The sequence below is a fragment of the Nocardioides glacieisoli genome (genome assembly GCF_004137245.1).
GTDB lineage: Bacteria > Actinomycetota > Actinomycetes > Propionibacteriales > Nocardioidaceae > Nocardioides > Nocardioides glacieisoli.
In genome coordinates this window covers 280,037-300,844 of record NZ_SDWS01000005.1, presented here as the reverse complement: position 1 = coordinate 300,844, position 20,808 = coordinate 280,037, and the positions used below count along the sequence as shown (strand labels likewise).

The 20,808-nt window shown below is 71.9% G+C and carries 25 protein-coding genes; 10 read left to right on the top strand and 15 right to left on the bottom strand.

Translation table 11 applies throughout. The features are described from left to right. Positions 1–3 precede the first annotated feature (3 nt). The 5 genes from EUA06_RS13080 to EUA06_RS13060 all read right to left on the bottom strand — a co-directional run bounded on the left by EUA06_RS13080 (position 4) and on the right by EUA06_RS13060 (position 3,943). Positions 4–1,164 (bottom strand): lysophospholipid acyltransferase family protein, encoded by a 1,161-nt coding sequence (locus EUA06_RS13080; RefSeq protein WP_129476349.1) that lies wholly within the window; start codon positions 1,162–1,164, stop codon positions 4–6. Continuing rightward, a complete protein-coding gene (locus EUA06_RS13075) occupies positions 1,157–2,143 on the bottom strand; it encodes an NAD-dependent epimerase/dehydratase family protein (RefSeq protein ID WP_129476346.1) in 987 nt (328 codons plus the stop codon). The genes EUA06_RS13080 and EUA06_RS13075 overlap by 8 nt, the downstream gene beginning before the upstream one ends. Before the next feature lie 11 nt (positions 2,144–2,154). Then, positions 2,155–2,256 carry a 30S ribosomal protein bS22 gene (locus EUA06_RS13070; RefSeq protein ID WP_008356322.1) on the bottom strand — a complete coding sequence of 34 codons (102 nt, stop codon included), beginning with the start codon at positions 2,254–2,256 and terminating at the stop codon, positions 2,155–2,157. 108 nt (positions 2,257–2,364) lie between these two features. Further along, positions 2,365–2,571, bottom strand: a complete 207-nt coding sequence (locus EUA06_RS13065; protein WP_129424401.1) for a helix-turn-helix domain-containing protein — start codon at positions 2,569–2,571, stop codon at positions 2,365–2,367. 190 nt (positions 2,572–2,761) lie between these two features. Continuing rightward, on the bottom strand, positions 2,762–3,943 hold the full coding sequence (locus tag EUA06_RS13060; RefSeq protein ID WP_129476344.1) for an acetoin utilization protein AcuC: 1,182 nt from the start codon (positions 3,941–3,943) through the stop codon (positions 2,762–2,764). 113 nt (positions 3,944–4,056) lie between these two features. Between EUA06_RS13060 and EUA06_RS13055 the strand changes: the two genes are divergently transcribed. From EUA06_RS13055 to EUA06_RS13045, 3 genes are read left to right on the top strand one after another with little or no spacing between them, the layout of a single operon-like run. Then, positions 4,057–4,545: a hypothetical protein gene (locus EUA06_RS13055; protein WP_129476342.1), complete on the top strand. Its 489-nt coding sequence runs from the start codon at positions 4,057–4,059 to the stop codon at positions 4,543–4,545. After that, positions 4,542–4,997, top strand: a complete 456-nt coding sequence (locus tag EUA06_RS13050; RefSeq protein ID WP_129476339.1) for a hypothetical protein — start codon at positions 4,542–4,544, stop codon at positions 4,995–4,997. Before EUA06_RS13055 ends, EUA06_RS13050 begins: the two co-directional genes overlap by 4 nt. A gap of 10 nt (positions 4,998–5,007) precedes the next feature. Continuing rightward, positions 5,008–5,673: a TetR/AcrR family transcriptional regulator gene (locus EUA06_RS13045; protein ID WP_129476337.1), complete on the top strand. Its 666-nt coding sequence runs from the start codon at positions 5,008–5,010 to the stop codon at positions 5,671–5,673. Here EUA06_RS13045 and EUA06_RS13040 read toward each other — a convergent pair. From EUA06_RS13040 to EUA06_RS13030, 3 genes are read right to left on the bottom strand one after another with little or no spacing between them, the layout of a single operon-like run. Further along, positions 5,659–6,378, bottom strand: coding sequence for a DinB family protein (locus EUA06_RS13040; RefSeq protein WP_129476334.1), 720 nt, complete (start codon positions 6,376–6,378; stop codon positions 5,659–5,661). The genes EUA06_RS13045 and EUA06_RS13040 overlap by 15 nt on opposite strands. 40 nt (positions 6,379–6,418) lie before the next feature. After that, complete coding sequence (proC, locus tag EUA06_RS13035; protein ID WP_129476331.1) at positions 6,419–7,219, bottom strand: pyrroline-5-carboxylate reductase; 801 nt, start codon at positions 7,217–7,219, stop codon at positions 6,419–6,421. Between the two features lie 23 nt (positions 7,220–7,242). Beyond that, positions 7,243–8,178, bottom strand: a complete 936-nt coding sequence (locus tag EUA06_RS13030) for a proline dehydrogenase family protein (protein ID WP_242498134.1) — start codon at positions 8,176–8,178, stop codon at positions 7,243–7,245. 83 nt (positions 8,179–8,261) lie between these two features. Here EUA06_RS13030 and EUA06_RS13025 point away from each other — a divergent pair, with 83 nt between their 5' ends. Next, positions 8,262–8,636, top strand: a complete 375-nt coding sequence (locus tag EUA06_RS13025) for a hypothetical protein (protein ID WP_129476328.1) — start codon at positions 8,262–8,264, stop codon at positions 8,634–8,636. On the opposite strand, the gene EUA06_RS13020 is transcribed toward EUA06_RS13025, so the two are convergent. From EUA06_RS13020 to EUA06_RS13000, 5 genes are all read right to left on the bottom strand, one after another. Continuing rightward, the gene (locus tag EUA06_RS13020) at positions 8,617–9,354 is read right to left on the bottom strand and encodes an ABC transporter permease (protein ID WP_129476326.1); all 738 of its coding nucleotides are present in this window, start codon (positions 9,352–9,354) and stop codon (positions 8,617–8,619) included. The genes EUA06_RS13025 and EUA06_RS13020 overlap by 20 nt on opposite strands. Then, entirely contained in the window at positions 9,351–10,061 is a 711-nt protein-coding gene (locus EUA06_RS13015) for an ABC transporter ATP-binding protein (protein WP_129476323.1), read from the bottom strand. Before EUA06_RS13015 ends, EUA06_RS13020 begins: the two co-directional genes overlap by 4 nt. Before the next feature lie 202 nt (positions 10,062–10,263). Then, positions 10,264–10,851 carry a TetR/AcrR family transcriptional regulator gene (locus EUA06_RS13010; RefSeq protein ID WP_129476320.1) on the bottom strand — a complete coding sequence of 196 codons (588 nt, stop codon included), beginning with the start codon at positions 10,849–10,851 and terminating at the stop codon, positions 10,264–10,266. Beyond that, a complete protein-coding gene (locus tag EUA06_RS13005; RefSeq protein WP_129476317.1) occupies positions 10,848–11,651 on the bottom strand; it encodes a sugar phosphate isomerase/epimerase family protein in 804 nt (267 codons plus the stop codon). The genes EUA06_RS13010 and EUA06_RS13005 overlap by 4 nt, the downstream gene beginning before the upstream one ends. 4 nt (positions 11,652–11,655) lie before the next feature. Then, positions 11,656–12,600: a Ppx/GppA family phosphatase gene (locus EUA06_RS13000; RefSeq protein WP_129476314.1), complete on the bottom strand. Its 945-nt coding sequence runs from the start codon at positions 12,598–12,600 to the stop codon at positions 11,656–11,658. Between the two features lie 26 nt (positions 12,601–12,626). Here EUA06_RS13000 and EUA06_RS12995 point away from each other — a divergent pair, with 26 nt between their 5' ends. The 3 genes from EUA06_RS12995 (at position 12,627) to EUA06_RS12985 (ending at position 14,834) form a co-directional block, all read left to right on the top strand. Beyond that, a complete protein-coding gene (locus EUA06_RS12995; protein WP_129476311.1) occupies positions 12,627–13,403 on the top strand; it encodes a DUF3109 family protein in 777 nt (258 codons plus the stop codon). 106 nt (positions 13,404–13,509) lie between these two features. Then, on the top strand, positions 13,510–14,148 hold the full coding sequence (locus EUA06_RS12990) for a VOC family protein (protein WP_129476309.1): 639 nt from the start codon (positions 13,510–13,512) through the stop codon (positions 14,146–14,148). Between the two features lie 2 nt (positions 14,149–14,150). Continuing rightward, positions 14,151–14,834 (top strand): class I SAM-dependent methyltransferase, encoded by a 684-nt coding sequence (locus EUA06_RS12985; RefSeq protein WP_242498133.1) that lies wholly within the window; start codon positions 14,151–14,153, stop codon positions 14,832–14,834. Between the two features lie 48 nt (positions 14,835–14,882). Here the strand turns inward: EUA06_RS12985 and EUA06_RS12980 are convergent, their stop codons facing one another. Further along, complete coding sequence (locus EUA06_RS12980) at positions 14,883–15,926, bottom strand: LacI family DNA-binding transcriptional regulator (protein WP_129476307.1); 1,044 nt, start codon at positions 15,924–15,926, stop codon at positions 14,883–14,885. A gap of 496 nt (positions 15,927–16,422) precedes the next feature. On the opposite strand from EUA06_RS12980, the gene radA reads away from it, so the two are divergent. Beyond that, on the top strand, positions 16,423–17,817 hold the full coding sequence (gene radA, locus EUA06_RS12975) for a DNA repair protein RadA (protein ID WP_129476304.1): 1,395 nt from the start codon (positions 16,423–16,425) through the stop codon (positions 17,815–17,817). A 123-nt stretch (positions 17,818–17,940) separates the two neighbouring features. Further along, a complete protein-coding gene (disA, locus tag EUA06_RS12970) occupies positions 17,941–19,023 on the top strand; it encodes a DNA integrity scanning diadenylate cyclase DisA (protein WP_129476301.1) in 1,083 nt (360 codons plus the stop codon). Positions 19,024–19,026: 3 nt separating this feature from the next. Here the strand turns inward: disA and EUA06_RS22475 are convergent, their stop codons facing one another. Further along, positions 19,027–19,848 (bottom strand): hypothetical protein, encoded by an 822-nt coding sequence (locus tag EUA06_RS22475; protein WP_165354382.1) that lies wholly within the window; start codon positions 19,846–19,848, stop codon positions 19,027–19,029. A gap of 67 nt (positions 19,849–19,915) precedes the next feature. On the opposite strand from EUA06_RS22475, the gene EUA06_RS12960 reads away from it, so the two are divergent. Further along, positions 19,916–20,797, top strand: coding sequence for an HhH-GPD family protein (locus EUA06_RS12960; RefSeq protein WP_129476299.1), 882 nt, complete (start codon positions 19,916–19,918; stop codon positions 20,795–20,797). Positions 20,798–20,808 lie beyond the last annotated feature (11 nt).

Genomic DNA, 20,808 nt, shown 5'->3' with positions numbered 1-20,808 from the left:
GGGCTAGCTGAAGACCCCGTCGCGCTCGCGCAGCAGGTCGAAGAGGGTGTGCTGGATCGTCTCGCGCACCTGGTCGGTGACGTTGAAGACCAGCATCGGGTCCTCGGCCTCGCCCGCGTCGTAGGAGTCGGTGCGGATCGGCTCGCCGAACTCGAGGATCCACTTCGACGGCAGCGGCACCATGCCCAGCGGTCCGAGCCACGGGAAGAACGGCGTGATCGGGATGTAGGGCACGCCGAGCAGCCGCGCGAGCGACGGGACGTTGCCGACGAGGGGGTAGATCTCCTCGGCGCCGACCACGGAGAGCGGGATGATCGGCACTCCGGTGCGCAGCGCCGCGGACACGAACCCGCCGCGGCCGAAGCGCTGCAGCTTGTAGCGCTCGCTGAACGGCTTGCCGATGCCCTTGAACCCCTCGGGCCACACGCCGACCAGCTCGCCGCCCGAGAGCATCCGCTCGGCGTCCTCGACACAGGCCAGCGTGGCACCGCTCTTGCGGGCCAGCGAGCTGACGATGGGCATCTTGAAGACGAGGTCCGCGCCGAGCGGGCGCAGTGAGCGGTGGGCCTTGTCGTGCACGGCCAGCATGGTCATCAGCCCGTCGAGCGGCACGGTGCCCGAGTGGTTGGACACCACGAGTGCCCCTCCCTCGGCGGGGATGTTCTCCAGGCCGCGCACCTCGAGGCGGAACCACTTCTCCGCGATCGGGCGCAGGGCCGCCATGAAGAACCGCTCGGTCAGCTCGCGGTCGAAGCCGTAGTCGTCGACCTCGTAGTCGCCCTCGAGCCGGCGGCGGGCGAACGCCATCAGCTCGGCGGCGCGCCGCTCCCAGTCGTCGCCGAAGACCTCCTGCGCACCGGCCTGCAGCGCGGCGAGCCAGTCGCCGACCGGGATGCCGGTCGTGGGAGCGTCGCCCGCGGCGGCGGGCTGCTCGGCGGGCGCCGGCTCGCCGACGGGGGCCACCTTGGCGCGGGCGGGCCTGGCCTGCTTCGGGGACGTGGCCTTCTTGGCGGACCTGGCCTTCTTCGCGGCCGCGGCCGGCTTGCGGGTGGCCGAGAGGTTGCGGGCGGCCGACGACGGGCGCGCGCTGCCCGACCCGCGACCGGGTCGACCCCCGGTGCCGATGGGGATGACGACGGCGTCCTCGCGTGCTTCCTCAGCCACGACCCGCCCCTTCCCTCGCGCGTTCGGTCGCGGGCGCCACCGAACGGCAGAAGTCGGCGAAGGCCTCGGCGGTCGTGAACGACGGCTCGAAGCCGAGCACGCTGCGCATCCGGGCGGTGTCCACACCCCGACCGTAGGTGAGGTACCCCAGCTGCTCGGGCGAGAAGTCCGACAGGCGGGCCTGGCGCATCGTCGCGCCGAGGCGTCCGACGGCGAACCGGGGCAGCGCGACGGACGGCGTGCCGAGACGGCGTACGGCCTGGGCGAGGGTCAGCAGCCCGTCACCTGCCACGTTGAAGGTGCCGGGCACCGCGTGCGTGGCCGCGTGGGCGAGCACCCGCATCAGGTCGTCCTCGTGGAGGAACTGCAGGCGCGGGTCGAAGCCCAGCACGCGCGGGATGACCGGGAGCCGGAAGTAGTTGGTGAGCGGGCTCGAGACGTGGGGGCCGATCACGTTGGCCGCGCGGACCATCGTCACGTCGACGTCGGGGCGACGGCGGGCGAAGCCGCGGACGTAGCCCTCGATCTCGTAGACGTCCTTGGCGTAGCCCGAGGACGGCAGCCGCTTGGGCCCCATGTCCTCGGTGAACATCGCCGGGTCGCGCGGGCTCGAGCCGTAGACCGTCGTCGTCGACTTCACCACGAGACGATCGACGGTCGTCGACTTCTGGCACGCAGCGAGCAGCTGCATGGAGCCGATGACGTTGAGCTCCTTCATCGTCCCCCGCCCGCCGGCCGAGCCGGGGGTGGCGATCACGCTCATGTGGACGACGGTGTCGACGTCCTCCTTGGCGAGGACCTTCGCGATGACGGGGTTGCGGATGTCGGCGCGCACGAAGGAGACGTCCCCGATGTCACCCCGCGGAGGGATGACGTCGACGCCGATGACTCGATCGATGGACGGGTCGCCGGCCGCGGCGCGCGCGAAGCGTCGGCCGATGTCCCGGGAGATCCCGGTGACCAGCACGACCCGTCCCATGGTCGAGGGTGTTACTTGCCGAGCTTGCGGCGCTGGACGCGCGTCTTCTTGAGGAGCTTGCGGTGCTTCTTCTTGGCCATGCGCTTGCGCCGCTTCTTGATGACAGAACCCACGTGGATCAGACCTTCCTTTTCGGCCGACACTCGTCGGCCGGACCCCGACACCCTACTTGGCAGTGGGGTCGGGGGTGGAATCGCCTCAGGGCGGTGGGATCGGGTGGATCAACCGGCGTTGTAGAAGCTCTTGCGCAGGTACTCGTTGACGTCGTCCTCGGTCACCCGGAACGAGCGGCCGACGCGGACCGCGGGCAGCTCGCCGCCGTGGACGAGTCGGTAGACCGTCATCTTCGAGACGCGCATCTTCGAGGCGACCTCGGCGATGGTCAGGAACCGGGCCTCCGACATGTCTCCAGGGGTGTTCTCAGCCATGGGTGTGCATCGATCCTTCTTGCGGGACGGCGCCGGCTTCCCCACCGGCGTCACAGGCGTCCCGCTCCGACTGAGATTAGGGGTCGCGTGACGCGTGGGGAAGAGGAATGCCAAAGAAACTTGTGTGACTCGCGGCGTGTCTGCTTGAAACTTTACCGATCGCCGTCTGCACCCCCGCCCAGATCCTTGCTCAGGGCAGCGGGTCGAGGCCGTGGAGCGGGAACACCGCGGTGCGGGTCGCGTGGATCGCCCGGTCCAGCCAGGAGTCGGGGTCGTAGCCCGCGGACCAGTCGCGGAACGCCGGCGTGCGGCCGTCGGTCATCCGGTGCGGGGCGGACGCGCCCAGCACCTCCTCGACGTACGCCCGCCACGCGGGGGGCGTCGCCACCGTGGGCTCGATCGGGTTCCCCGAGGCGATCGCGAGCAGGTGCGCCCACGCCCGCGGGACCACGTCGATCACCGAGTAGCCGCCACCGCCCGTGACGACCCACTTGCCGTCGGCGACCTCGTGGGCGAGCTCGTGGAGGGCGAGGTAGGCCGCCCGCTGACCGTCGACGCTGAGCATCATGTGGGCGAGAGGGTCGTCCATGTGGGAGTCGCACCCGTGCTGCGTCACGAGCACGTCGGGGGCGAACTCGCGGAGCAGCGGGGGTACGACGGCGTGGAACGCACGCAGCCACCCGGCGTCGGAGGTGCCGGGCGGGAGCGCGACGTTGACCGCCGTGCCCTCGGCCGCATCGCCGCCGGTGTCGCCCGGGAAGCCGGTGCCGGGGAAGAGCATCTGCCCGGTCTCGTGCAGGGAGATGGTCAGCACCCGCGGGTCGTCCCAGAAGATCGCCTCGACCCCGTCGCCGTGGTGCACGTCGATGTCGACGTAGGCCACCCGCTCGGCGCCGTCGGCCAGGAGCTGCTTGATGCCGATCGCGACGTCGTTGTAGATGCAGAAGCCGCTCGCCCGGCCGGGCATCGCGTGGTGCAGCCCGCCGGCGATGTTGACCGAGTGGAGCGACTCGCCGCTCCACACCTGGCGGAACGCCTCGAGGCTGGCGCCGACCACGTGCGCGCTCGCGATGTGCATGTCCTTGAAGACCGGGTCGTCGTCGGTGCCGAGGCCGTGCTCGGGAGACTCGTGGCCCGGCTCGGTGCCGCAGCGGGTGACTGCGTCGATGAGGCCCTGGTCGTGGACCGTGGCGATCTGCTCGTCCGTTGCCATCGGGGCGTCGACCATCTTGACGCCGTCGAGCACCCCCAGCTCCTCGGCGAGCCGCATGGTCAGGTCGACGCGGACCGGGGACATCGGGTGCGTCGGGCCGAAGTTGTAGTCGGTGAGCGTCGGGTCGAAGACGACTGACGTGGGTCCTGCGCACTCCATGTGGCGGACGTTACTCCGGCACCGGCTCCGGCTCGCCCGTAGGAAGGAGTTGAACATGTTCGGTTTCTGTGCCACTGTCTTTTGAACGCGTTCGAATCCACCGAGGAGCATCGATGAGCACCCGTACCGTTCTCTGGCGACCGCAGGTCCGCTGGTTCCCGATGGGCGGCATCCTGGGCGCGCTCGCCGGCGCCGTCACCGGCGTCGCGATCGTCCTGCTGGTGCCGGTCATCGCCCTGGTGGGGCAGGGGAGCCCCGAGCTCATCCTCGGGGACCTGGTCTGGGGCGTGCTCGTGGCCATCATCTTCGGCGGCATCGGCGGCGCCGTGGTCGGACTCGTCGTCGGGTTGGAGCTGATGGTCCTCGTCGGCGCCCATCTGCCCCGCGACGTCGCCCGGCGTCGCGCGTTCCGCCTGGGCTTCGTGCTGCCGCCGGCCACCATGCTGCTGGCCATCCTCGTCACCGGGTCGATCGACCTGTCCCGCTGGGACGGCGAGGAGGCCTGGGCGCTGATGCTGGCGACCGGGGCGTGCGTCCTCGGCGGTCCCCTCGCCCGCTGGCAAGCCGACTTCCAGCCGCTGCGCCCCTCGGTGGAGCCGTGAGCCACCCGTACCAGGTCGAGTGGCGCTGGATCTCGATGGGCCCGCTGCTCGGCTTCTTCTGCGGCCTCGTGACGGTGGGCCTGCTGCTCGGCGTACCGCTCCTGCTCTCCGCCCCACTCGCCGCGCCGGTGCTGGTGGTTCCTGTGGCCGTCGTCGTGGGCGGGCCGATCGGTGCCTCGGTGGGCCTCGTCGCCGGGCTGCCGCTCGCTTTCCTGGTCGGACCCCACCTGCCCCTCGCGGTCGCCGCCCGGCGTGCCTTCCTGCTGGGTGCAGCGCTCCCGCCGGTGGTGATGACGATGGCGGTCGCCTGGGTGCCCGACGCGCCCTGGATCGGCTTCCGGATCGGCCCGACCCTCTCCTCGCTCGGCCCCTACCCCTACGTGGCAGCCGCGCTTCTGGGCGCCATCACGTCCGAGATCACCGCGCGGGTCGACATGCCGCGGTTCGCCTAGGGTGTCGGGCGTGGCGGAGACAAGGACGGCGAAGGCTGAGCTGACCCGTGCCGGCATCGTCGACGCCGCGCTGCGACTGTTCCGCTCCAGCGGGTACGACGCCGCCACCATGCGCGCGATCGCCGACGAGGCGGGTGTCTCGCTGGGCAGCACCTACTACTACTTCTCCGGCAAGGAGCAGTTGGTCCAGGCGTTCTACGACCAGCTCCAGGTCGAGCACGCAGCCGCTGCCGAGGCGGCGTACGACACGACGGTGTTCGCCGACCGGCTCCGTGGGGTGATGGAGTCGTTCGTCGACGTCGCCGAGCCGTTCCACGACTTCGGCGGCCAGTTCTTCCGCAACGCCGCCGACCCGCGCTCGCCGCTCTCCCCCTTCTCCCCCGAGTCCGCGCCGGCGCGCGAGGCGAGCACGGAGCTGTTCCGCAGGGCGGTCACAGGGTCCGACCTCAAGGTCGCGCCTGCCCTGCGCCAGGAGCTGCCCGACCTCCTGTGGCTGCTGCACATGGGCGTCGTGCTCTTCTGGGTGCACGACGACAGCCCCGGCCAGCGGCGTACGCGCACGCTGATCGCCGGCCTGGTCCCGCTCGTCGACCGGTCGGTGCGGCTCACCCGACTGCCGCTGGTGCGCGGCCTGGTCGACGACGGCCTCGGCCTGGTGCGGTCACTGCGCGGCTGAGCGCTCGGCGAGGTCGAGGTCGCGCACGCAGAACCTGTGGTGCTCGTGCTCCTCGTTGAGGACCGTGCGGAGGCACTGGGCCACCGACCGGCCGCGCGCGTAGGGCGGCCACCTGTCGTCGTCGGGGACCGGCGCCGGCGCGGCGAGCTGCTCGGCGGTGACGACGTCCAGCCAGTGCTCGAGCTCGGCCGCCTGCTCGTCGCGGACGGCCACCACCTCGTCGAGGGTCGGGTCCGCCGACGGGTCGAGGCCCTGCGCCTCGCGGTCGGGCACGTCCTCGATCCCGAGCCCCATCGGCGTGAACGCCTCGGTCGAGCCGAGGCAGCAGCGCCGGAACCACGAGTCGTGGACGAAGACCAGGTGGCGCAGGGTCTGCACGGCCGACCACTCGTCGTTCACGCTGGCGTGCTCGACGCCGGGCGACTGGCGCATCCGCGCCACGGTCGCCGCCCAGTCAGCGCGCAGCTGCCGCGCCGCGCGGCGCAGGTCGTCGGGGTCGTCGGACCGGACGAGCAGGCGGACCGGGTGGCGCCGGTCCAGCTCCTCCTCGACGTACGCCGTCACCTCGACGCCGTTGACCACGAGGTTGGTCACCAGGCCGTCGATCACCGAGTCCTGCATGACCACGCCGACCAGGCGGGCGCTGCTGAGGTCGCACTCGCGGAACTCGGCGCCGGACAGGTCCTCCTGCGAGAAGCGCTTCATGCCCGGCACGCTACGCCCGGCGACCGACAGTCCTGTCGGTTCAGGAACCCTCGGCCAGCTCGCGCGAGCGGTTGCGTGCGGCCTCCATCGCGGCGAGGAAGGCGGCGCGGACCTTGTGCACCTCGAGCTCGCGCAGCGCGGACGCGGTGGTGCCGCCGGGCGAGGTGACCTGCTCGCGCAGGACGACGGGGTGGGTGCCGGTCTCCCGGAGCATCGTGGCCGACCCGACGAGCGTCTGCACGACGAGCTCGGTGGCGGTGGCGCGCGGCAGGCCGAGGTGCACGCCGGCCTCGATCATCGACTCGACGACGAAGAAGATGTAGGCCGGGCCGGAGCCGGAGATCGCGGTGACCGCGTCCATCTGCTTCTCCGGGATGCGCAGCACCTTGCCGGTCGACGCCATCAGCGCCTCGACCTCGGCGAGGTGGGCCTCGTCGCAGTGCGAGCCGGGCGAGATCGCTGCCATCCCCTCGTCGACGAGCGCCGGGGTGTTGGGCATGACCCGCACGACGGCGACGCCCTCGGGCACGCGCGCCTCGATGAAGGCCGTGGTGATGCCCGCAGCGAGCGAGACCACGAGCTGGCCGGGGCGCAGCTCGGGGGCGATCTCGTCGAGCACGTCGCCCATGTCCTGCGGCTTGACCACCAGCGCGACGGTGTCGGCCTTCGCGGCGGCCTCGCGGTTGGAGACGACGGCGACGCCGTAGCGCTCCTCGAGCTCGCGGGCTCGCTCGGAACGCTTCTCGCCGACCATCAGCTGGTCGACGCGACGCCCGGCTCGTACGAGCCCGGACAGCAGGGTCTCCCCCATCACGCCCGCGCCGATGATCGCTGTGCTCATGGGAGCCAATCTACTGCGTCGGCTCACTTCTTCGAGACGAGTGACCGCAGGAAGAACGCGAGGTTCTGGGGCTTCTCGGCGAGGCGGCGCATCAGGTAGCCGTACCACTCGGTGCCGTAGGGGATGTAGACGCGCATCGTCTCGCCGGCGGCGGCCAGGCGCTTCTGCTCCTCGGGCCGGATGCCGTAGAGCATCTGGAACTCGTAGGTCCCCGCGCGGCGACCGAACCGGCTGGCCAGCGACGAGGCGATCTGGACCATCCGGGGGTCGTGCGTGGCGATCATCGGGTAGCCCTGGCCGGCGAGCAGCACCTTGAGGCAGCGGACGTAGGACTTGTCGATCTCGACCTTCTCCTGGAAGGCGACCTCCTCCGGCTCCATGTAGGCGCCCTTGCACAGCCGCACCCGCGAGCCCTCGTAGGCCAGTGCACGGCAGTCGGCCTCGGTGCGGTGCAGCATCGCCTGGAGGACGGCGCCGGTCTCCGGGAAGTCCTTGCGCAGCTCGCGCAGGATCGAGAGCGTCGAGTCGGTGGTGGTGTGGTCCTCCATGTCGAGGGTGACCGTGGTGCCGGCGTTGCGGGCTGCGCGGCAGATGTCGCGGGCGTTCTCGAGGGCGACCTTGTGGCCGCTGTCGGGGAGGAACTGGCCGATCGCGCTGAGCTTCACCGAGACCTCCGCCTGCGACGAGAGTCCCTTGGCTGAGAGGTCGGCGAGGACCTCCTTGTAGGCAGCGACCGTGGCGTCGGCCTGGGCGGCGTCGGTGGTGTCCTCGCCGAGGTAGTCGAGGGTCACCCGGAGCCCGTCGTCGACCAGCTCCTGCGTCGCACGGACGGCGTCGGCGGTCTGCTCGCCCGGGACGTAGCCGGTGACGATGCCGCTGGAGACGGGCATCGTCGAGACGAGCTTCTTGACGCCCTGGCTGCGGGCGAGGAGGAGGATCGGCTGGCGGAGCAACGACATGACCAGAAGGCTACGCCGATCTGCACCAGACCTTCACACCTCCTCCACCCCTCCCGCTGCTGTCCGCGCCTAGCGTCGGATCCATGACCTCGACCTCCCGCTACCTCCTTGCCCTGGGTGTCTCGATCGGCACCGTGCTCCTCCTGCTGTTCGGGATCGGCGCGCTCGGGATCGTCGGCGACGGAGACCGCGACGCGGTCTACCTGCTCGGCCCCGCAGTCGCCCTGCTCGGCGCCCTCGTCGTGCGGTTCCGCCCCGCCGGGATGGCCCTCGCCCTTGCCGCCGCCGCTGTCGCCACGCTGCTGGCGGGAGCCTGGTCGGTGGTCGTCGTCGCGACCGACCGCGCCAGCGCATCGCTGGTCGACGTCGTCATGCTGACCGGGATGTACGCCGTCCTCTTCGCGTTCGCGGCGTGGCTGTTCTCGCGGGCCGACCGGGCTACGGAGTCCGTCGCCTGAGGGTCGCGGCGCCCAGCCCCAGGGCCGCCAGCGCGAAGACCGCCACGACCAGGACGTCGCGCCAGACCTCGGCCTGGTCGGCGCTCCCGACGAGCTCCTGCATCGCGTCGACGGCGTACGACAGCGGCAGGACGTTGCTGATCGCCTCCAGCACGCCCGGCATCGCGTCGCGCGGCACGAAGAGCCCGCACAGCAGGATCTGCGGGAGCACGAAGGCCGGCATGAACTGCACCGCCTGGAACTCCGTCGTCGCGAACGCGCTGACCAGCAGGCCGAGCGCCGTGCCGAGGACGGCGTCGACGACCGCGACGACGCCGAGCAGCCAGACCGGGCCGTTGACGTCGAGGCCGAGCAGCCCGACACTCACGCCGACGGCGAGCGCCGCCTGCACGGCGGCGAGCAGGCCGAAGGCGAGGGCGTACCCGAGGAGGAAGTCGAGCCGGCCCATCGGCATCGTCAGCAGCCGCTCGAGGGTGCCGCTGCCGCGCTCGCGCAGGGTGGTCACGCTGGTGACGAGGAACATCACGATGAAGGGGAACATCGCCAGCAGGCCGGGTCCGAAGCGGTCGAACAGGTCGCCCGGGAGGTCGTCGAACATCCACCACAGCAGGCTGATCAGGACGCACGGGACGACCAGCAGCATCGCCAGGGTGCGATGGTCGCGACGGACCTGCGTCAGCACTCGGCCGGCGACGGCGAGGGTGATCCGGGCGCTCACGACGTCGCCTCGACGAGGTGGAGGAAGGCCTGCTCGATGTCGGCGGCCCCGGTGCGCTCGCGGATCTCGTCGGGCGGCCCGTCGGCGATGATCTGGCCCTCCCGCATGAGCAGCAGCCGGTGGCACCGCTCGGCCTCGTCCATGACGTGGCTGGACACGAGGACGGCCGCGCCGGCGTCGGCGATCCGGTGGAAGAGCTGCCACAGGTCGCGGCGCAGCACCGGGTCGAGCCCGACGGTCGGCTCGTCGAGCACCAGCAGGTCGGGCTGGCCTAGCAGTGCGACGGCGAGGCTGACGCGGCTGCGCTGCCCACCGGAGAGTCGCGAGACCACCTGGTCGCGGTAGCTCGAGAGGTCGACCGACCCGATCGCCTCGTCGACCGATGCGGGGTCCACGCCGAGCACGCGGGCGAAGAACCTCAGGTTCTCCGCCACCGTGAGGTCGTCGTACACGCTCGCGGCCTGGGTGACGTAGCCGACCCGCGTGCGCAGCGGCGCGCTGCCTGCCGGCTCCCCCAGCACCTCGACGGTGCCCGACCTCACCTGCTGGGCGCCGACCAGGCAGCGCATCAGCGTGGTCTTGCCGCACCCGCTCGGCCCCAGCAACCCGGTGACCCCGGCCTGGACGTCCAGCGAGATACCGGGCAGCACCTCCCGCGAACCGCGTACGACGACGAGGTCGCGGACCTCCACGACGTTTTTCATCATGCGTTGAATTGTGCTCCGGGGTCGAGGGTGCGTCAACCCCGTCGCGCGGTGGTCCAGCCACATTTCCTGGCCGCCGAAGGTGGCTGGACCACCGCCCATGGGCGTGTTTCCAGGAGGCGCGCCGGTCAGCGGTGGCACAGCCACGTTCCGCCAGCACCGAATGTGGCTGGATCACCGCTCGGACGGACGGTCGTACGACGACCTAGGGCAGGTCGCCGGTCAGGTAGCGCTGGAGCGTGGGGCCCACGCGGGCGACCACGTCCTCGCTCGGCATGAGCGCGAGCGGCGGGAGGGCGACGACGTAGCGGGTGACGATCAGGCCGATGATCTGGCTGGCGACGAGCGGGACCCGCACCTCGGGACGGTCGGGGACCAGGCTCGCGAGCACCGGTCCGACCACGACCGGGATGAAGCCGTCGCGCACCAGGCTCGCGCTGTCGTCCGAGACCAGCGACCGGGCGAGCGCGACCAGACCGGGCTGGAGCTCGGGGTCGTCCCAGACCGAGAGCAAGGTCCGCAGCAGGCGCTCGCCGGCGCCGTCCGGCCCGGCGGCCACGACCGGCGCGAGGACCTCGCGCGGGTCGACCGGGATCTGCAGCGCGGCGACGAAGAGGTCGTCCTTCGTGCCGAAGTAGTGGTGCACGAGGGCGGGGTCGACGCCGGCGGCGGAGGCGATGGCGCGGATGGTCGTGCCGCGGAAGCCCTTCTCCGCAAAGGATGTGCGGGCAGCGGCCAGCACCTCGGCGCGGGTGTCGGGAGCGCCGGGACGGCGCCCCCGGGAGACCGTCATGGGGTCGTGACGCCGAGGTGCGCCCGCGCGAACTCCAGCGACTCGGCGAGGTCGGCCTCGCGCTCCTCGCGGTTGGCGCAGCGCCGGGTGTTGATCTCGAGCACGACGTGGCCGGCGAAGCCGGTGCGCGTGAGGTGCTGCAGGAACTCCTCGGCCTGCATCACGCCGCGCCCCGGCACCAGGTGCTCGTCCTTGGCCGAGCCGGACCCGTCGGTCAGGTGGATGTGGCGCAGCGAGTCGCCCATCCGCTCGGCCATCTCGACGACGTCGCTCTTCGCGATCGCGGCGTGCGACAGGTCGATGGTCGTGTTGGCGTACGGCTCATCGCTGGGGTCCCAGCCGGGCAGGTACATCTCCATGCCGCGGCGCGACGAGGCGCGCCACGGATACATGTTCTCGACCGCGAAGGCGATGCCGGTGCGTGCCTCCAGCGACGCGATGCCCTCGACGAAACCGGCGGCGTAGTCCTTCTGCCACCGGAACGGAGGATGTACGACGACGACGTCGGCGCCGACCGCCTCGGCCATCTCCGCCGACCTCTCGAGCTTGCCCCACGGGTCGGTGCCCCAGACCCGCTGCGTGAAGAGCAGGCACGGTGCGTGGACCGCGCAGATCGGCACCTGGTGGTGGTCGCTGAGCTTCTTGACCGCGTCGACCTGCTGGCTCAGCGCGTCGATGCCGACCATCACCTCGACCGCGTCGTAGCCCAGCGACGCCGCCCACCCGAAGGCGTGCGCCGTCGACTCGGGGTAGACCGAGGCGGTGGAGAGGCCGATGAGCGGCCCGTTGTCGACGCTCATGGGATCAGCGCGACCTCGTCACGACCGAGATCTGGTCGAGGCGCTCGAGGATGACGCCCTCGCGCAACGCCCACGGGCAGATCTCCAGCTCGGAGAGGTCGAAGATGTCCATGCAGGCCTCGGCGACGAGCGCACCCGGCACGATCTGGTGGGTCCGGCTCGGGGACACGCCCGGCAGGTCGGCGAGCTCCTCGGGCGACATGTCCATCAGCTTGGGGATCCACTCAGAGAGGGTCGACAGCTCCAGCACCCGCGGCACGAGCGGGCCGTCGCCACTGGGTGCGGCGCCGCAGATGCGGGCGAGGGAGCGGAACGTCTTCGACGTGGCGGCCGCGCGGTCGGGGACGCCGGGGCGCAGCAGGTGCCCGGCGTCGCGGGCGATCTCGGCGCGGATCTGCTTGCGCAGGTCGCGGATGTCGTCGTCCGACGGTCGTTCGCCGCCGAACCACGCCCTCGCCAGCCGCGCCGCGCCCAGCGGCAGCGACCAGGCCACGTCGGGGTTCTCGTCGGTGCCACCGGCGATCTCCAGCGAACCGCCGCCGATGTCGAAGACCGCGAGCCGGCCGGCCGACCAGCCGAACCAGCGGCGTACGGCCAGGAACGTGAGGCGCGCCTCGTCCTCGCCGGAGAGCACCTCCAGCCTCACCCCGCTGTGCTTCTCGACGTGCGCGAGGACGTCGTGGGAGTTGACGGCGTCGCGGACCGCAGAGGTCGCGAAGCCGAGCATCTCCTCGCAGCCCTTGTCCTCGGCGATCTCGGTCGCGGAGGCGCAGAAGTCGGTGAGGGCCGTGATGCCCTTCTTGGTGACGGCTCCGTCCTCGTCGAGGTGCTCGGCGAGCCGCAGCGGCTGCTTGTGCGAGGACGCCGGCAGCGGAGCGGCTCCGCCGTGCGCATCGACCACCAGCAGGTGGCCGGTGTTGGAGCCGATGTCGAGGACGCCCAGGCGCATGACACCCAAACTACTAGGCTCGGCGAGTGCCCGAAGTCGACCTGGTCTTTCCCCGCGCGTACGTCGAGTTCGTCGACCCGGCCGACGGGGACCAGGTGTTCCGCTGCGACCTCACCTGGCTGACGTCCGCCTACATGTGCATCTTCGGCCAGGGCTGCCAGGGCATCTACGCCGATGCGCCCGACGTCGGCTGCTGCACGCTCGGCGCCCACTTCGCCGACAAGGACGACGAGAAGCGGGTCGCCGGCTTCGTCGACCAGCTCACTCCGGACGACTGGCAGCTGCACCCGGGCCGCAAGGCCAGGAAGTCGGACTGGATCGAGACCGACGACGACGGCGAGCGCAAGACCCTGGCCGTCGAGGTCGACGGCCAGCAGGCGTGCGTGTTCCACAACCGCACCGACTTCACCAACGACTCCGGCCACGTCGGGGCCGGCTGCGCACTGCACGGCCTCGCGCTGCGCCAGGGTCGCAACCCGCTCGAGACCAAGCCCGACGTCTGCTGGCAGCTGCCGATCCGCCGGCAGTACCGCCCCGTCGAGCGGCAGGACGGCACGTCGTACACCGAGGTCTCGATCGGCGAGTACGACCGCCGCGGGTGGGGCCCGGGCGGCCACGACCTCGACTGGTACTGCTCCGGCAACACCGAGGCGCACGTCGCGCTCGAGCCCGTCTTCGTCACCCACGAGGCCGAGCTGGTGGAGCTGATGGGACGCGAGGCGTACGTCGAGCTGGTGCGCCACTGCGAGGCGCACGTGCGCTCCCGATCCGCGCTCGCCCTGCATCCGGCCGACCCCCGCTGACCGGGCTGGCGTCGGCACCACGGATTCCACGGCGCCGAATGGCTTGACGTCGAGATATTCGGACCCCGGTGTCAAGGGCCACCGACCGCATGTTGAGAATCTTCGTATGCGCCTGGACCACGTCAGCTTCGCCGCCGGACCTGATGGACTTGCCAGCACCGCCCAGCGCATCGGGGGGCTGCTCGGCACGGACTTCACCACCGGAGGCGTGCACCCACGCTTCGGTACCCGCAACATGATCCTGCCGCTGGCCGGCGACATCTACCTCGAGATCGTCGAGGTGCTCGACCACCCCGCCAGCGACAAGGCCCCCTTCGGCCAGGCCGTACGCGCCCGCTCCGCCCTCGGCGGCGGCTGGATGGGCTGGGTCGTCTCCGTCGACGACATCACCCCCGTCGAGGAGCGCCTGGGCCGTGAGGCCGTCAAGGGCAACCGCCACCGCCCCGACGGCACCGAGCTGCTCTGGCAGCAGGTCGGCGTCAACGGCCTGCTCAACGACCCGCAGCTCCCCTACTTCATCCACTGGCAGTCGCCCTCCGACCTGCACCCCAGCCACGGCGCCACGGGCGACTTCTCGCTGGCCTGCCTGGAGATCGCCGGCGACCCGCAGCGCGTGAGCGAGTGGCTCGGGGAGACCGTCGAGGCCCCGCTCGAGGACATCAAGGTCGAGTGGGTCGCCCCCAACGGCACCCCCGGCATCGTCGCGGTCCAGCTGCAGACGCCGAACGGCCTCGTGCGCATCTGAGCGTGAAGCCGCGCCCCTCCCCCAACATCTGGCACACGCCCGAGGTCTACGAGGTCGAGAACCGGGCCGCCGACCCGCACGGCCGCATCGTCGCCGCGATGCAGGAGCTCGGCGACTGGTCGGGCCGCACGATGCTCGACGTCGGCTGCGGCACCGGGTTCCACCTGCCGCAGTGGGCCGAGTCGGCGGCGCAGGTGATCGGGGCCGAGCCGCACCCACCGCTCGTGTCGCTCGCGAGACGGCGTACGAAGCGGCTGAAGAACGTCACCGTGGTCAAGGGCATGGCCGAGTCGCTGCCGGTGCGTGACGCGTCGGTGGACGTGGTCCACGCGCGGTGGGCCTACTTCTTCGGCCCCGGGTCCGAGCCGGGGCTGCGCGAGCTCGACCGCGTCGTACGCCGCGGCGGCACGGCGTTCGTGATCGACAACGACCCGACGAGGTCCACCTTCGGCCGCTGGTTCGGCCGCGGCTACCCCGAGGTCGACGCCGCGGCGGTGGAGCAGTTCTGGTCGAGCCACGGCTGGAGCCGGCGGGAGATCGACATGGGCTGGTCGTTCACGTCACGCGAGGCGCTCGAGGCCGTGGTCCGCATCGAGCTGCCGCCCGCGGTCGCCGAGGCAGCGCTCGCCGAGCACACCGGCACCGAGGTCGACTACGCCGTCAACCTCTGGTGGCGCCACTTCTAGTCGCTGCGCCGAGCTCGGCAAGAAGGGGCGGCACGCCCACACGAAGGGCTAGCTCGACTCGCGGATCACCAGCGACGGCTCGAGCAGCACGCCGCGCGCCTCGACCGGCTGGTGCGCGAGCAGCGCGCGCAGGGTCCGGACGATCTCGACCGCGACGTCCTCGAGCGGTTGGCGTACGGACGTCAGGCCCACCGGGAAGACCTGCGCCACCTGCGAGTCGTCGAAGCCGACCACTGCGATGTCGCGACCGGGGGCGAGCTGGCGGATCCAGAGGGTGTGGAGCACGCCCATGGCGAGGGTGTCGGACGCGCAGACGAAGGCGGTCGGCTCGGACTCGTCGAGGAGCACGGCCGCCGCCTCGGCGCCGCTGTGCACGACGTCCTCGACGCGTGAGGCCAGCCCCGTGGTCGGCAGGCCGTTGGCGTGCATCGTCGAGAGCCAGCCCGCACGGCGGTCCTCGCCGATGGGCGAGTCCTTGCGCCACCCGATCCACGCGATGCGGGTGTGGCCGCGGTCGATGAGGTGCTGCGTCGCGAGGCGGGTCCCGGCAGCGCCGTCGACGTCGACCCACACGTGGCGGGCGACGTCGTCGTCCCACGGCCGACCGAACGCGACGAAGGGAGCCCGCTGCTGGCTGAGCCAGGTGGCCTGCGGGTTGCCGAGATAGGTGTCGGTGACGACGAAGGCGTCGACCGCGGTCGAGCGGAGCAGGTTGTCGTAGCCACCCACCGGGTCCTCGTCGTCGGCCGGGAAGAGCAGGACGTGGTAGCCCGCCTCGTCACTCGCCTCGACCAGCGAGTGGACGAAGCGGTCCATCGTCGCGTTGGCCGTGCCCTCCTGGGCCGGGGTGAAGCGCAGCCCGATCAGCGAGGACGTGCGGGTGCGGAGGTTGCGGGCCGCGCGGTTGGGCGAGTAGCCGAGCTCGGCGATCGTCTGCCGCACGCGCTCGAGGGTGTCGGGGCGCAGCAGGTCGGGGTTGTTGACCGCGTTGGAGACGGTCTGCCGCGAGACGCCCGCGCGCTCCGCGACGTCGGCAAGGGTCGTCGGAGTGGCCGGCAGCTGGCTGCCGGACCGGTGGTCACTGCGCGCCATGACACCCCCTTGATCGATCCAACTCAACGCAGCATAAGCCTGGGGGGCACCGGGAAATGGTGAAGGGCCCTTGCGAGTATGAGTCGCAAGGGCCCTTCGGTTGACCGGATCGTGTGACGACCTCCGATCGACGCCTCTTCCCCGCGAGTCCCCGCTCCTGCGTCACCCAGTCGCGGCGGCAGCTCGGCCGAAGCCTCCCTGCCGGATGGACCCTCGTCTCCGAGTCGTCCCGCCGCCCCTTGCGGGGCTGCGTAGGGAGAGTTCTACGGCGTCCGGGACGACCCGCGCAAGGGGTTGCACGAACGGGTTTCCCCCTCCACCGATCGTGGTCGCCCATCCCCAGATCTCACCCCTCTCCTCCACAGGATCCGGCCGTGCTCCACAGGCGGCGTGCCTCTCCTGTGGAGAGGTGGTCCGTACCGGACCGTGGTCCGCGCCGTGCCGCTGCGCGCGGCGTACGCCGTCGCTGTCGGTGCGCTCACCTACCGTGAGGGCCATGTCGACGAAGGCTCGCGCCCGCCCCTCCTACCGCTGCTCCGAGTGCGGCTGGGAGACCGTCAAGTGGGTCGGTCGCTGTGGCGAGTGCCAGGCCTGGGGCTCGGTCGCCGAGGCGGGCGCGCCGACGCTCCGCGCCGCGGCCGGGCCGGTCTCGACGCCGGCCGTGCCGATCGGCCAGGTCGCGATCACCGAGTCGGTCGCGCGCTCCAGCGGCGTGCCCGAGCTCGACCGCGTGCTCGGCGGCGGTCTCGTGCCCGGTGCCGCGATCCTGCTAGCCGGCGAGCCCGGCGTCGGCAAGAGCACGCTGCTGCTGGAGGTCGCGGCGCAGACCGCCCGCACCCGCCAGCGCACCCTCTACGTCACCGGCGAGGAGTCGGCCGCCCAGGTGCGGATCCGCGCCGAACGCACCGGCGGCGTCCAGGACGAGCTGTTCCTCGCCGCGGAGACCGACCTCGGTGCGGTGCTGACCCACATCGAGGAGGTCCGGCCCACGCTGCTGGTGGTCGACTCGGTGCAGACCATCGGTGCCTCCGGCATCGAGGGCGTGCCCGGCGGCGTCACCCAGGTGAAGGAGGTCGCGGCCGCCCTGATCCGGGTGGCGAAGACCCGCAACATCACCACCGTGATGGTCGGCCACGTGACCAAGGACGGCTCGATCGCCGGCCCGCGCGTGCTCGAGCACCTCGTCGACGTCGTGCTCCACTTCGAGGGCGACCGCAACTCCCGCTTCCGGATGGTCCGCGCGATGAAGAACCGCTACGGCCCGGTCGACGAGGTCGGCTGCTTCGACCTGTCGTCGGAGGGCATCGCTGCAGTGACCGACCCGACCGGCCTCTTCGTCGAGCACCACACGCAGGACGTCTCCGGCACGTGCGTGGCAGTGACGATGGAAGGTCGGCGGCCGTTGCTGGCCGAGGTGCAGGCGCTCCTCACTCCGTCGCCGCTCGAGCGCCCACGACGTACGGTCTCGGGGGTCGAGTCGTCCCGCGTCGACATGGTGCTCGCCGTGCTCACCCGCCACGCCCGGCTGCGCATCGCCGGCGCCGACACGTTCGTCGCGACCGTCGGCGGCGCCAAGCTCCACGACCCGGCCGCCGACCTGGCGATCGCGGTTGCCGTCGCCAGCTCCCACCTCGGGGTGCCCGCGCCGCGTGGCGCGGTGGCGATCGGCGAGATCGGCCTGGCCGGGGAGCTGCGCCGCGTCCGCGACCTCCCGCAGCGCATCGCGGAAGCCGCCCGGCAGGGCTTCAAGGTCGCCGTCGTCCCGCGTGGACGTCCGCTCGAGAGCGAGCGCGGCATCCCGAGCCGGCGCGTGGTCGACGGCCTCACGGTGGTCGAGGTGGACGACGTCTTCGGCGCCCTGCTCACCCTGGAGCTGACGCCTCCGCTCTAGGCCAGCCACCGCCCCAAGCACTCAGAAGGTCACGGCTTTGTGACGGAACGCTCGATCGGCCTCTCGCGCCCTACACTTCAGCGGGGTGCCCGGGGGCGGGCCAGCACACACAGTGGAGGACCCGTGGCCGAGCGCATCGACGAGCAGCTGCGCCTGCGCGCGACCCTGGCCTCGATCGCACCCGGTACGGCGCTGCGCGACGGCCTCGAGCGGATCCTGCGCGGCCGCACCGGCGCCCTGATCGTGCTGGGCCTGGACAAGACCGTCGAGTCAATCTCGACCGGCGGGTTCACCCTCGACGTCCCCTTCACCGCCACCGGCCTGCGCGAGCTGGCGAAGATGGACGGCGCGATCGTCGTCGACAAGGACATCACCCGCATCCACCGCGCCGCGGTCCACCTGATGCCCGACCACACGATCCCCTCGGAGGAGACCGGCACCCGGCACCGTACGGCCGAGCGGGTCGCGAAGCAGACCGGCCACCCGGTGATCTCGGTCAGCCAGTCGATGCAGATCATCGCGGCCTACGTCGGCGACATCCGCCACGTGCTGGAGGACTCCGGCAAGATCCTGTCCCGCGCCAACCAGGCGTTGGCGACGCTCGAGCGCTACAAGATGCGCCTCGACGAGGTGTCCGCGACCTTGTCGGCCCTCGAGATCGAGGACCTCGTCACCGTGCGCGACGTCGCGGTGGTGGCCCAGCGGCTCGAGATGGTCATCCGGATCGCGCGCGAGATCGAGGACTACGTGCTCGAGCTCGGCACCGACGGCCGGCTGCTGTCCCTCCAGCTCGAGGAGCTCGTCACCGGCGTCGACGCGGAGCGCGAGCTCGTGGTGCGCGACTACCTGCCGGCCGGCAAGCGCCGGTCCACCAGCCCCGAGCTGCACCTCGCCGAGCTCGAGGGCCTCTCCCCCACCGACCTGGTCGACCCCGCCGCCGTGGCGCGGGTCATCGGCCTCGGCGGCCCGGAGCACCTCGACGCTGCCGTCGCACCGCGCGGCTACCGCCTGCTGGCCAAGGTCCCGCGCCTCCCCGCCGCCGTCGTCGACCGCCTGGTCGACCACTTCGGCGGTCTCCAGCAGCTGCTGTCCGCCGGCATCGACGACCTCCAGGCCGTCGAGGGCGTCGGCGAGCTCCGCGCCCGCAGCGTGCGCGAGGGACTGTCCCGCCTCGCCGAGTCGAGCATCACCGAGCGCTACATATAGCGCTCAGCCGGCGGAGTTCCCCGTGCCGTCCTCGCCGGGGGTGTGGGCGGTCTCGCCGTTCTTCTTGCCCGCGCCCTGCTGCTCCGGCTCGGCGGTCTTGGTGATCACTCCGGGCTGGGGAGGTACGAGCTCGAACTGGACGTCGGTGCCGTCGCCACCGAGCGCGGCCGCCTCGACGTGGTAGAAGCCGGGGAGGGCGAACTGGGTGCGGTCGGAGCAGGTCTCGTCGGAGCGCTTCGCCGACCAGGTCACCACCACGGGCGCGTCGACGGCCTGGCGGATGACGACGTCCTGCGGCGGGATCCCGACCGGGCACTCGCGGGTGCTCCAGATGTAGTCCTCGCCCGAGGTGATGGTCACCGTCATCGTCTCCGGCGACGCCTGCCACGTGCACGCCTCGGCGAACTTCGTCCGCAGGTTGATCGTGATCGCCACGTCCGAGCCGCCCGGGGCAGACGTGATGACGGGGGTGGCGACGATGTCGGAGTCGGCGCACGGCCCGGTGGGCTCGGGCAGCACGGGCGCGGGCGGAGTCGTCTCCACCGGGACATCCGTCGTGCCCTTGTTGCCCTTCTTGCCCTTCTTGCCCTTGCCGGTGCGCACCTTCTCGCCGGCGGTCGGGCCGACCGTCGGGACGGTGCTCGCCTCGACCTTCGCCCCGGCCTGGGTCGCCGTACCGCTTGCGGTCTCCTTGGCGTCCGACGAGCCGCCGAGGAGGCGCGCCAGCACGACGACGAGGAGGATCGGCACGGCGAGCACGACGGCGCGTCGGATCCAGTAGACCCGGGCCGGGAGCGGCCCGCGAGGTCGTACGGTCGACGCCATGTCGTCAGGTTAGGTAGCGAGCAGCCCGTCACGGCGGAGGCGCACCGGCTGACCTACGATCGCCGCGATGGACACTCCCTCCCCCGCTGCGCTCCACGAGGCGGTGCTCGACTGGTACGACGACCACGCGCGGGAGCTGCCGTGGCGCGGCCCGCAGGCCACGCCGTGGTCGGTGATGGTCAGCGAGTTCATGCTCCAGCAGACGCCCGTCGCGCGCGTCCTGCCCGTGCACGAGGCGTGGCTCGACCGCTGGCCGGAGCCGGCCGACCTCGCCGGCGACTCCACGGGCGAGGCCGTGCGGATGTGGGGCCGGCTGGGGTACCCGCGCCGCGCGCTCCGGCTGCACGCCGCTGCCGTCGCGATCGTCGAGCGCCACGACGGCGCGGTGCCGACGACGTACGACGACCTGCTCGCGCTCCCCGGCGTCGGCGACTACACGGCCTCGGCCATCGCCAGCTTCGCCTTCGGCCAGCGCCACGTCGTCCTCGACACCAACGTGCGGCGCGTGCTCGCCCGAGCGGTCTCCGGGGTCGAGTTCCCGGCGCCCGCGGTGACCCGGGCCGAGCGGGACGTCGCCACCGACGTGCTGCCCGACGACCCCGCGACCGCCGCGACCTGGGCGGTGGCGACGATGGAGCTCGGCGCACTCGTCTGCACGGCCCGCGGACCGGACTGCGGCGCCTGCCCGATCGCCGAGTCGTGCGCGTGGCGCGGCGCCGGCTTCCCGGCGTACGACGGCCCACCCCGCCGCGGCCAGGCCTGGGCGGGCACCGACCGCCAGTGCCGCGGGCGCATCTTGGCGCTCGCCCGCGAGCACGACGTGGTCACCCAGGCGCAGGTCGAGGCGGCCTGGCCCGGGACCGAGCAGCGCGAGCGCTGCCTCGGCGGGCTCGTCGACGACGGCCTCCTGACGCAGATCACCCCGGGGCGCTGGGCGCTCCCGGGGTGATCAGGCGATCT

Coding starts and splice junctions, on each gene's coding strand:
- EUA06_RS13075 (WP_129476346.1), bottom strand. CDS start 2,143: ATGGGACGGGTCGTGCTGGTCACCGGGATCTCCCGGGACATCGGCCGA.
- EUA06_RS13065 (WP_129424401.1), bottom strand. CDS start 2,571: ATGGCTGAGAACACCCCTGGAGACATGTCGGAGGCCCGGTTCCTGACC.
- EUA06_RS13060 (WP_129476344.1), bottom strand. CDS start 3,943: ATGGAGTGCGCAGGACCCACGTCAGTCGTCTTCGACCCGACGCTCACC.
- EUA06_RS13055 (WP_129476342.1), top strand. CDS start 4,057: ATGAGCACCCGTACCGTTCTCTGGCGACCGCAGGTCCGCTGGTTCCCG.
- EUA06_RS13040 (WP_129476334.1), bottom strand. CDS start 6,378: ATGAAGCGCTTCTCGCAGGAGGACCTGTCCGGCGCCGAGTTCCGCGAG.
- proC (WP_129476331.1), bottom strand. CDS start 7,219: ATGAGCACAGCGATCATCGGCGCGGGCGTGATGGGGGAGACCCTGCTG.
- EUA06_RS13030 (WP_242498134.1), bottom strand. CDS start 8,178: ATGTCGTTGCTCCGCCAGCCGATCCTCCTCCTCGCCCGCAGCCAGGGC.
- EUA06_RS13025 (WP_129476328.1), top strand. CDS start 8,262: ATGACCTCGACCTCCCGCTACCTCCTTGCCCTGGGTGTCTCGATCGGC.
- EUA06_RS13015 (WP_129476323.1), bottom strand. CDS start 10,061: ATGATGAAAAACGTCGTGGAGGTCCGCGACCTCGTCGTCGTACGCGGT.
- EUA06_RS13010 (WP_129476320.1), bottom strand. CDS start 10,851: ATGACGGTCTCCCGGGGGCGCCGTCCCGGCGCTCCCGACACCCGCGCC.
- EUA06_RS13005 (WP_129476317.1), bottom strand. CDS start 11,651: ATGAGCGTCGACAACGGGCCGCTCATCGGCCTCTCCACCGCCTCGGTC.
- EUA06_RS13000 (WP_129476314.1), bottom strand. CDS start 12,600: ATGCGCCTGGGCGTCCTCGACATCGGCTCCAACACCGGCCACCTGCTG.
- EUA06_RS12990 (WP_129476309.1), top strand. CDS start 13,510: ATGCGCCTGGACCACGTCAGCTTCGCCGCCGGACCTGATGGACTTGCC.
- EUA06_RS12980 (WP_129476307.1), bottom strand. CDS start 15,926: ATGGCGCGCAGTGACCACCGGTCCGGCAGCCAGCTGCCGGCCACTCCG.
- radA (WP_129476304.1), top strand. CDS start 16,423: ATGTCGACGAAGGCTCGCGCCCGCCCCTCCTACCGCTGCTCCGAGTGC.
- EUA06_RS22475 (WP_165354382.1), bottom strand. CDS start 19,848: ATGGCGTCGACCGTACGACCTCGCGGGCCGCTCCCGGCCCGGGTCTAC.
- EUA06_RS12960 (WP_129476299.1), top strand. CDS start 19,916: ATGGACACTCCCTCCCCCGCTGCGCTCCACGAGGCGGTGCTCGACTGG.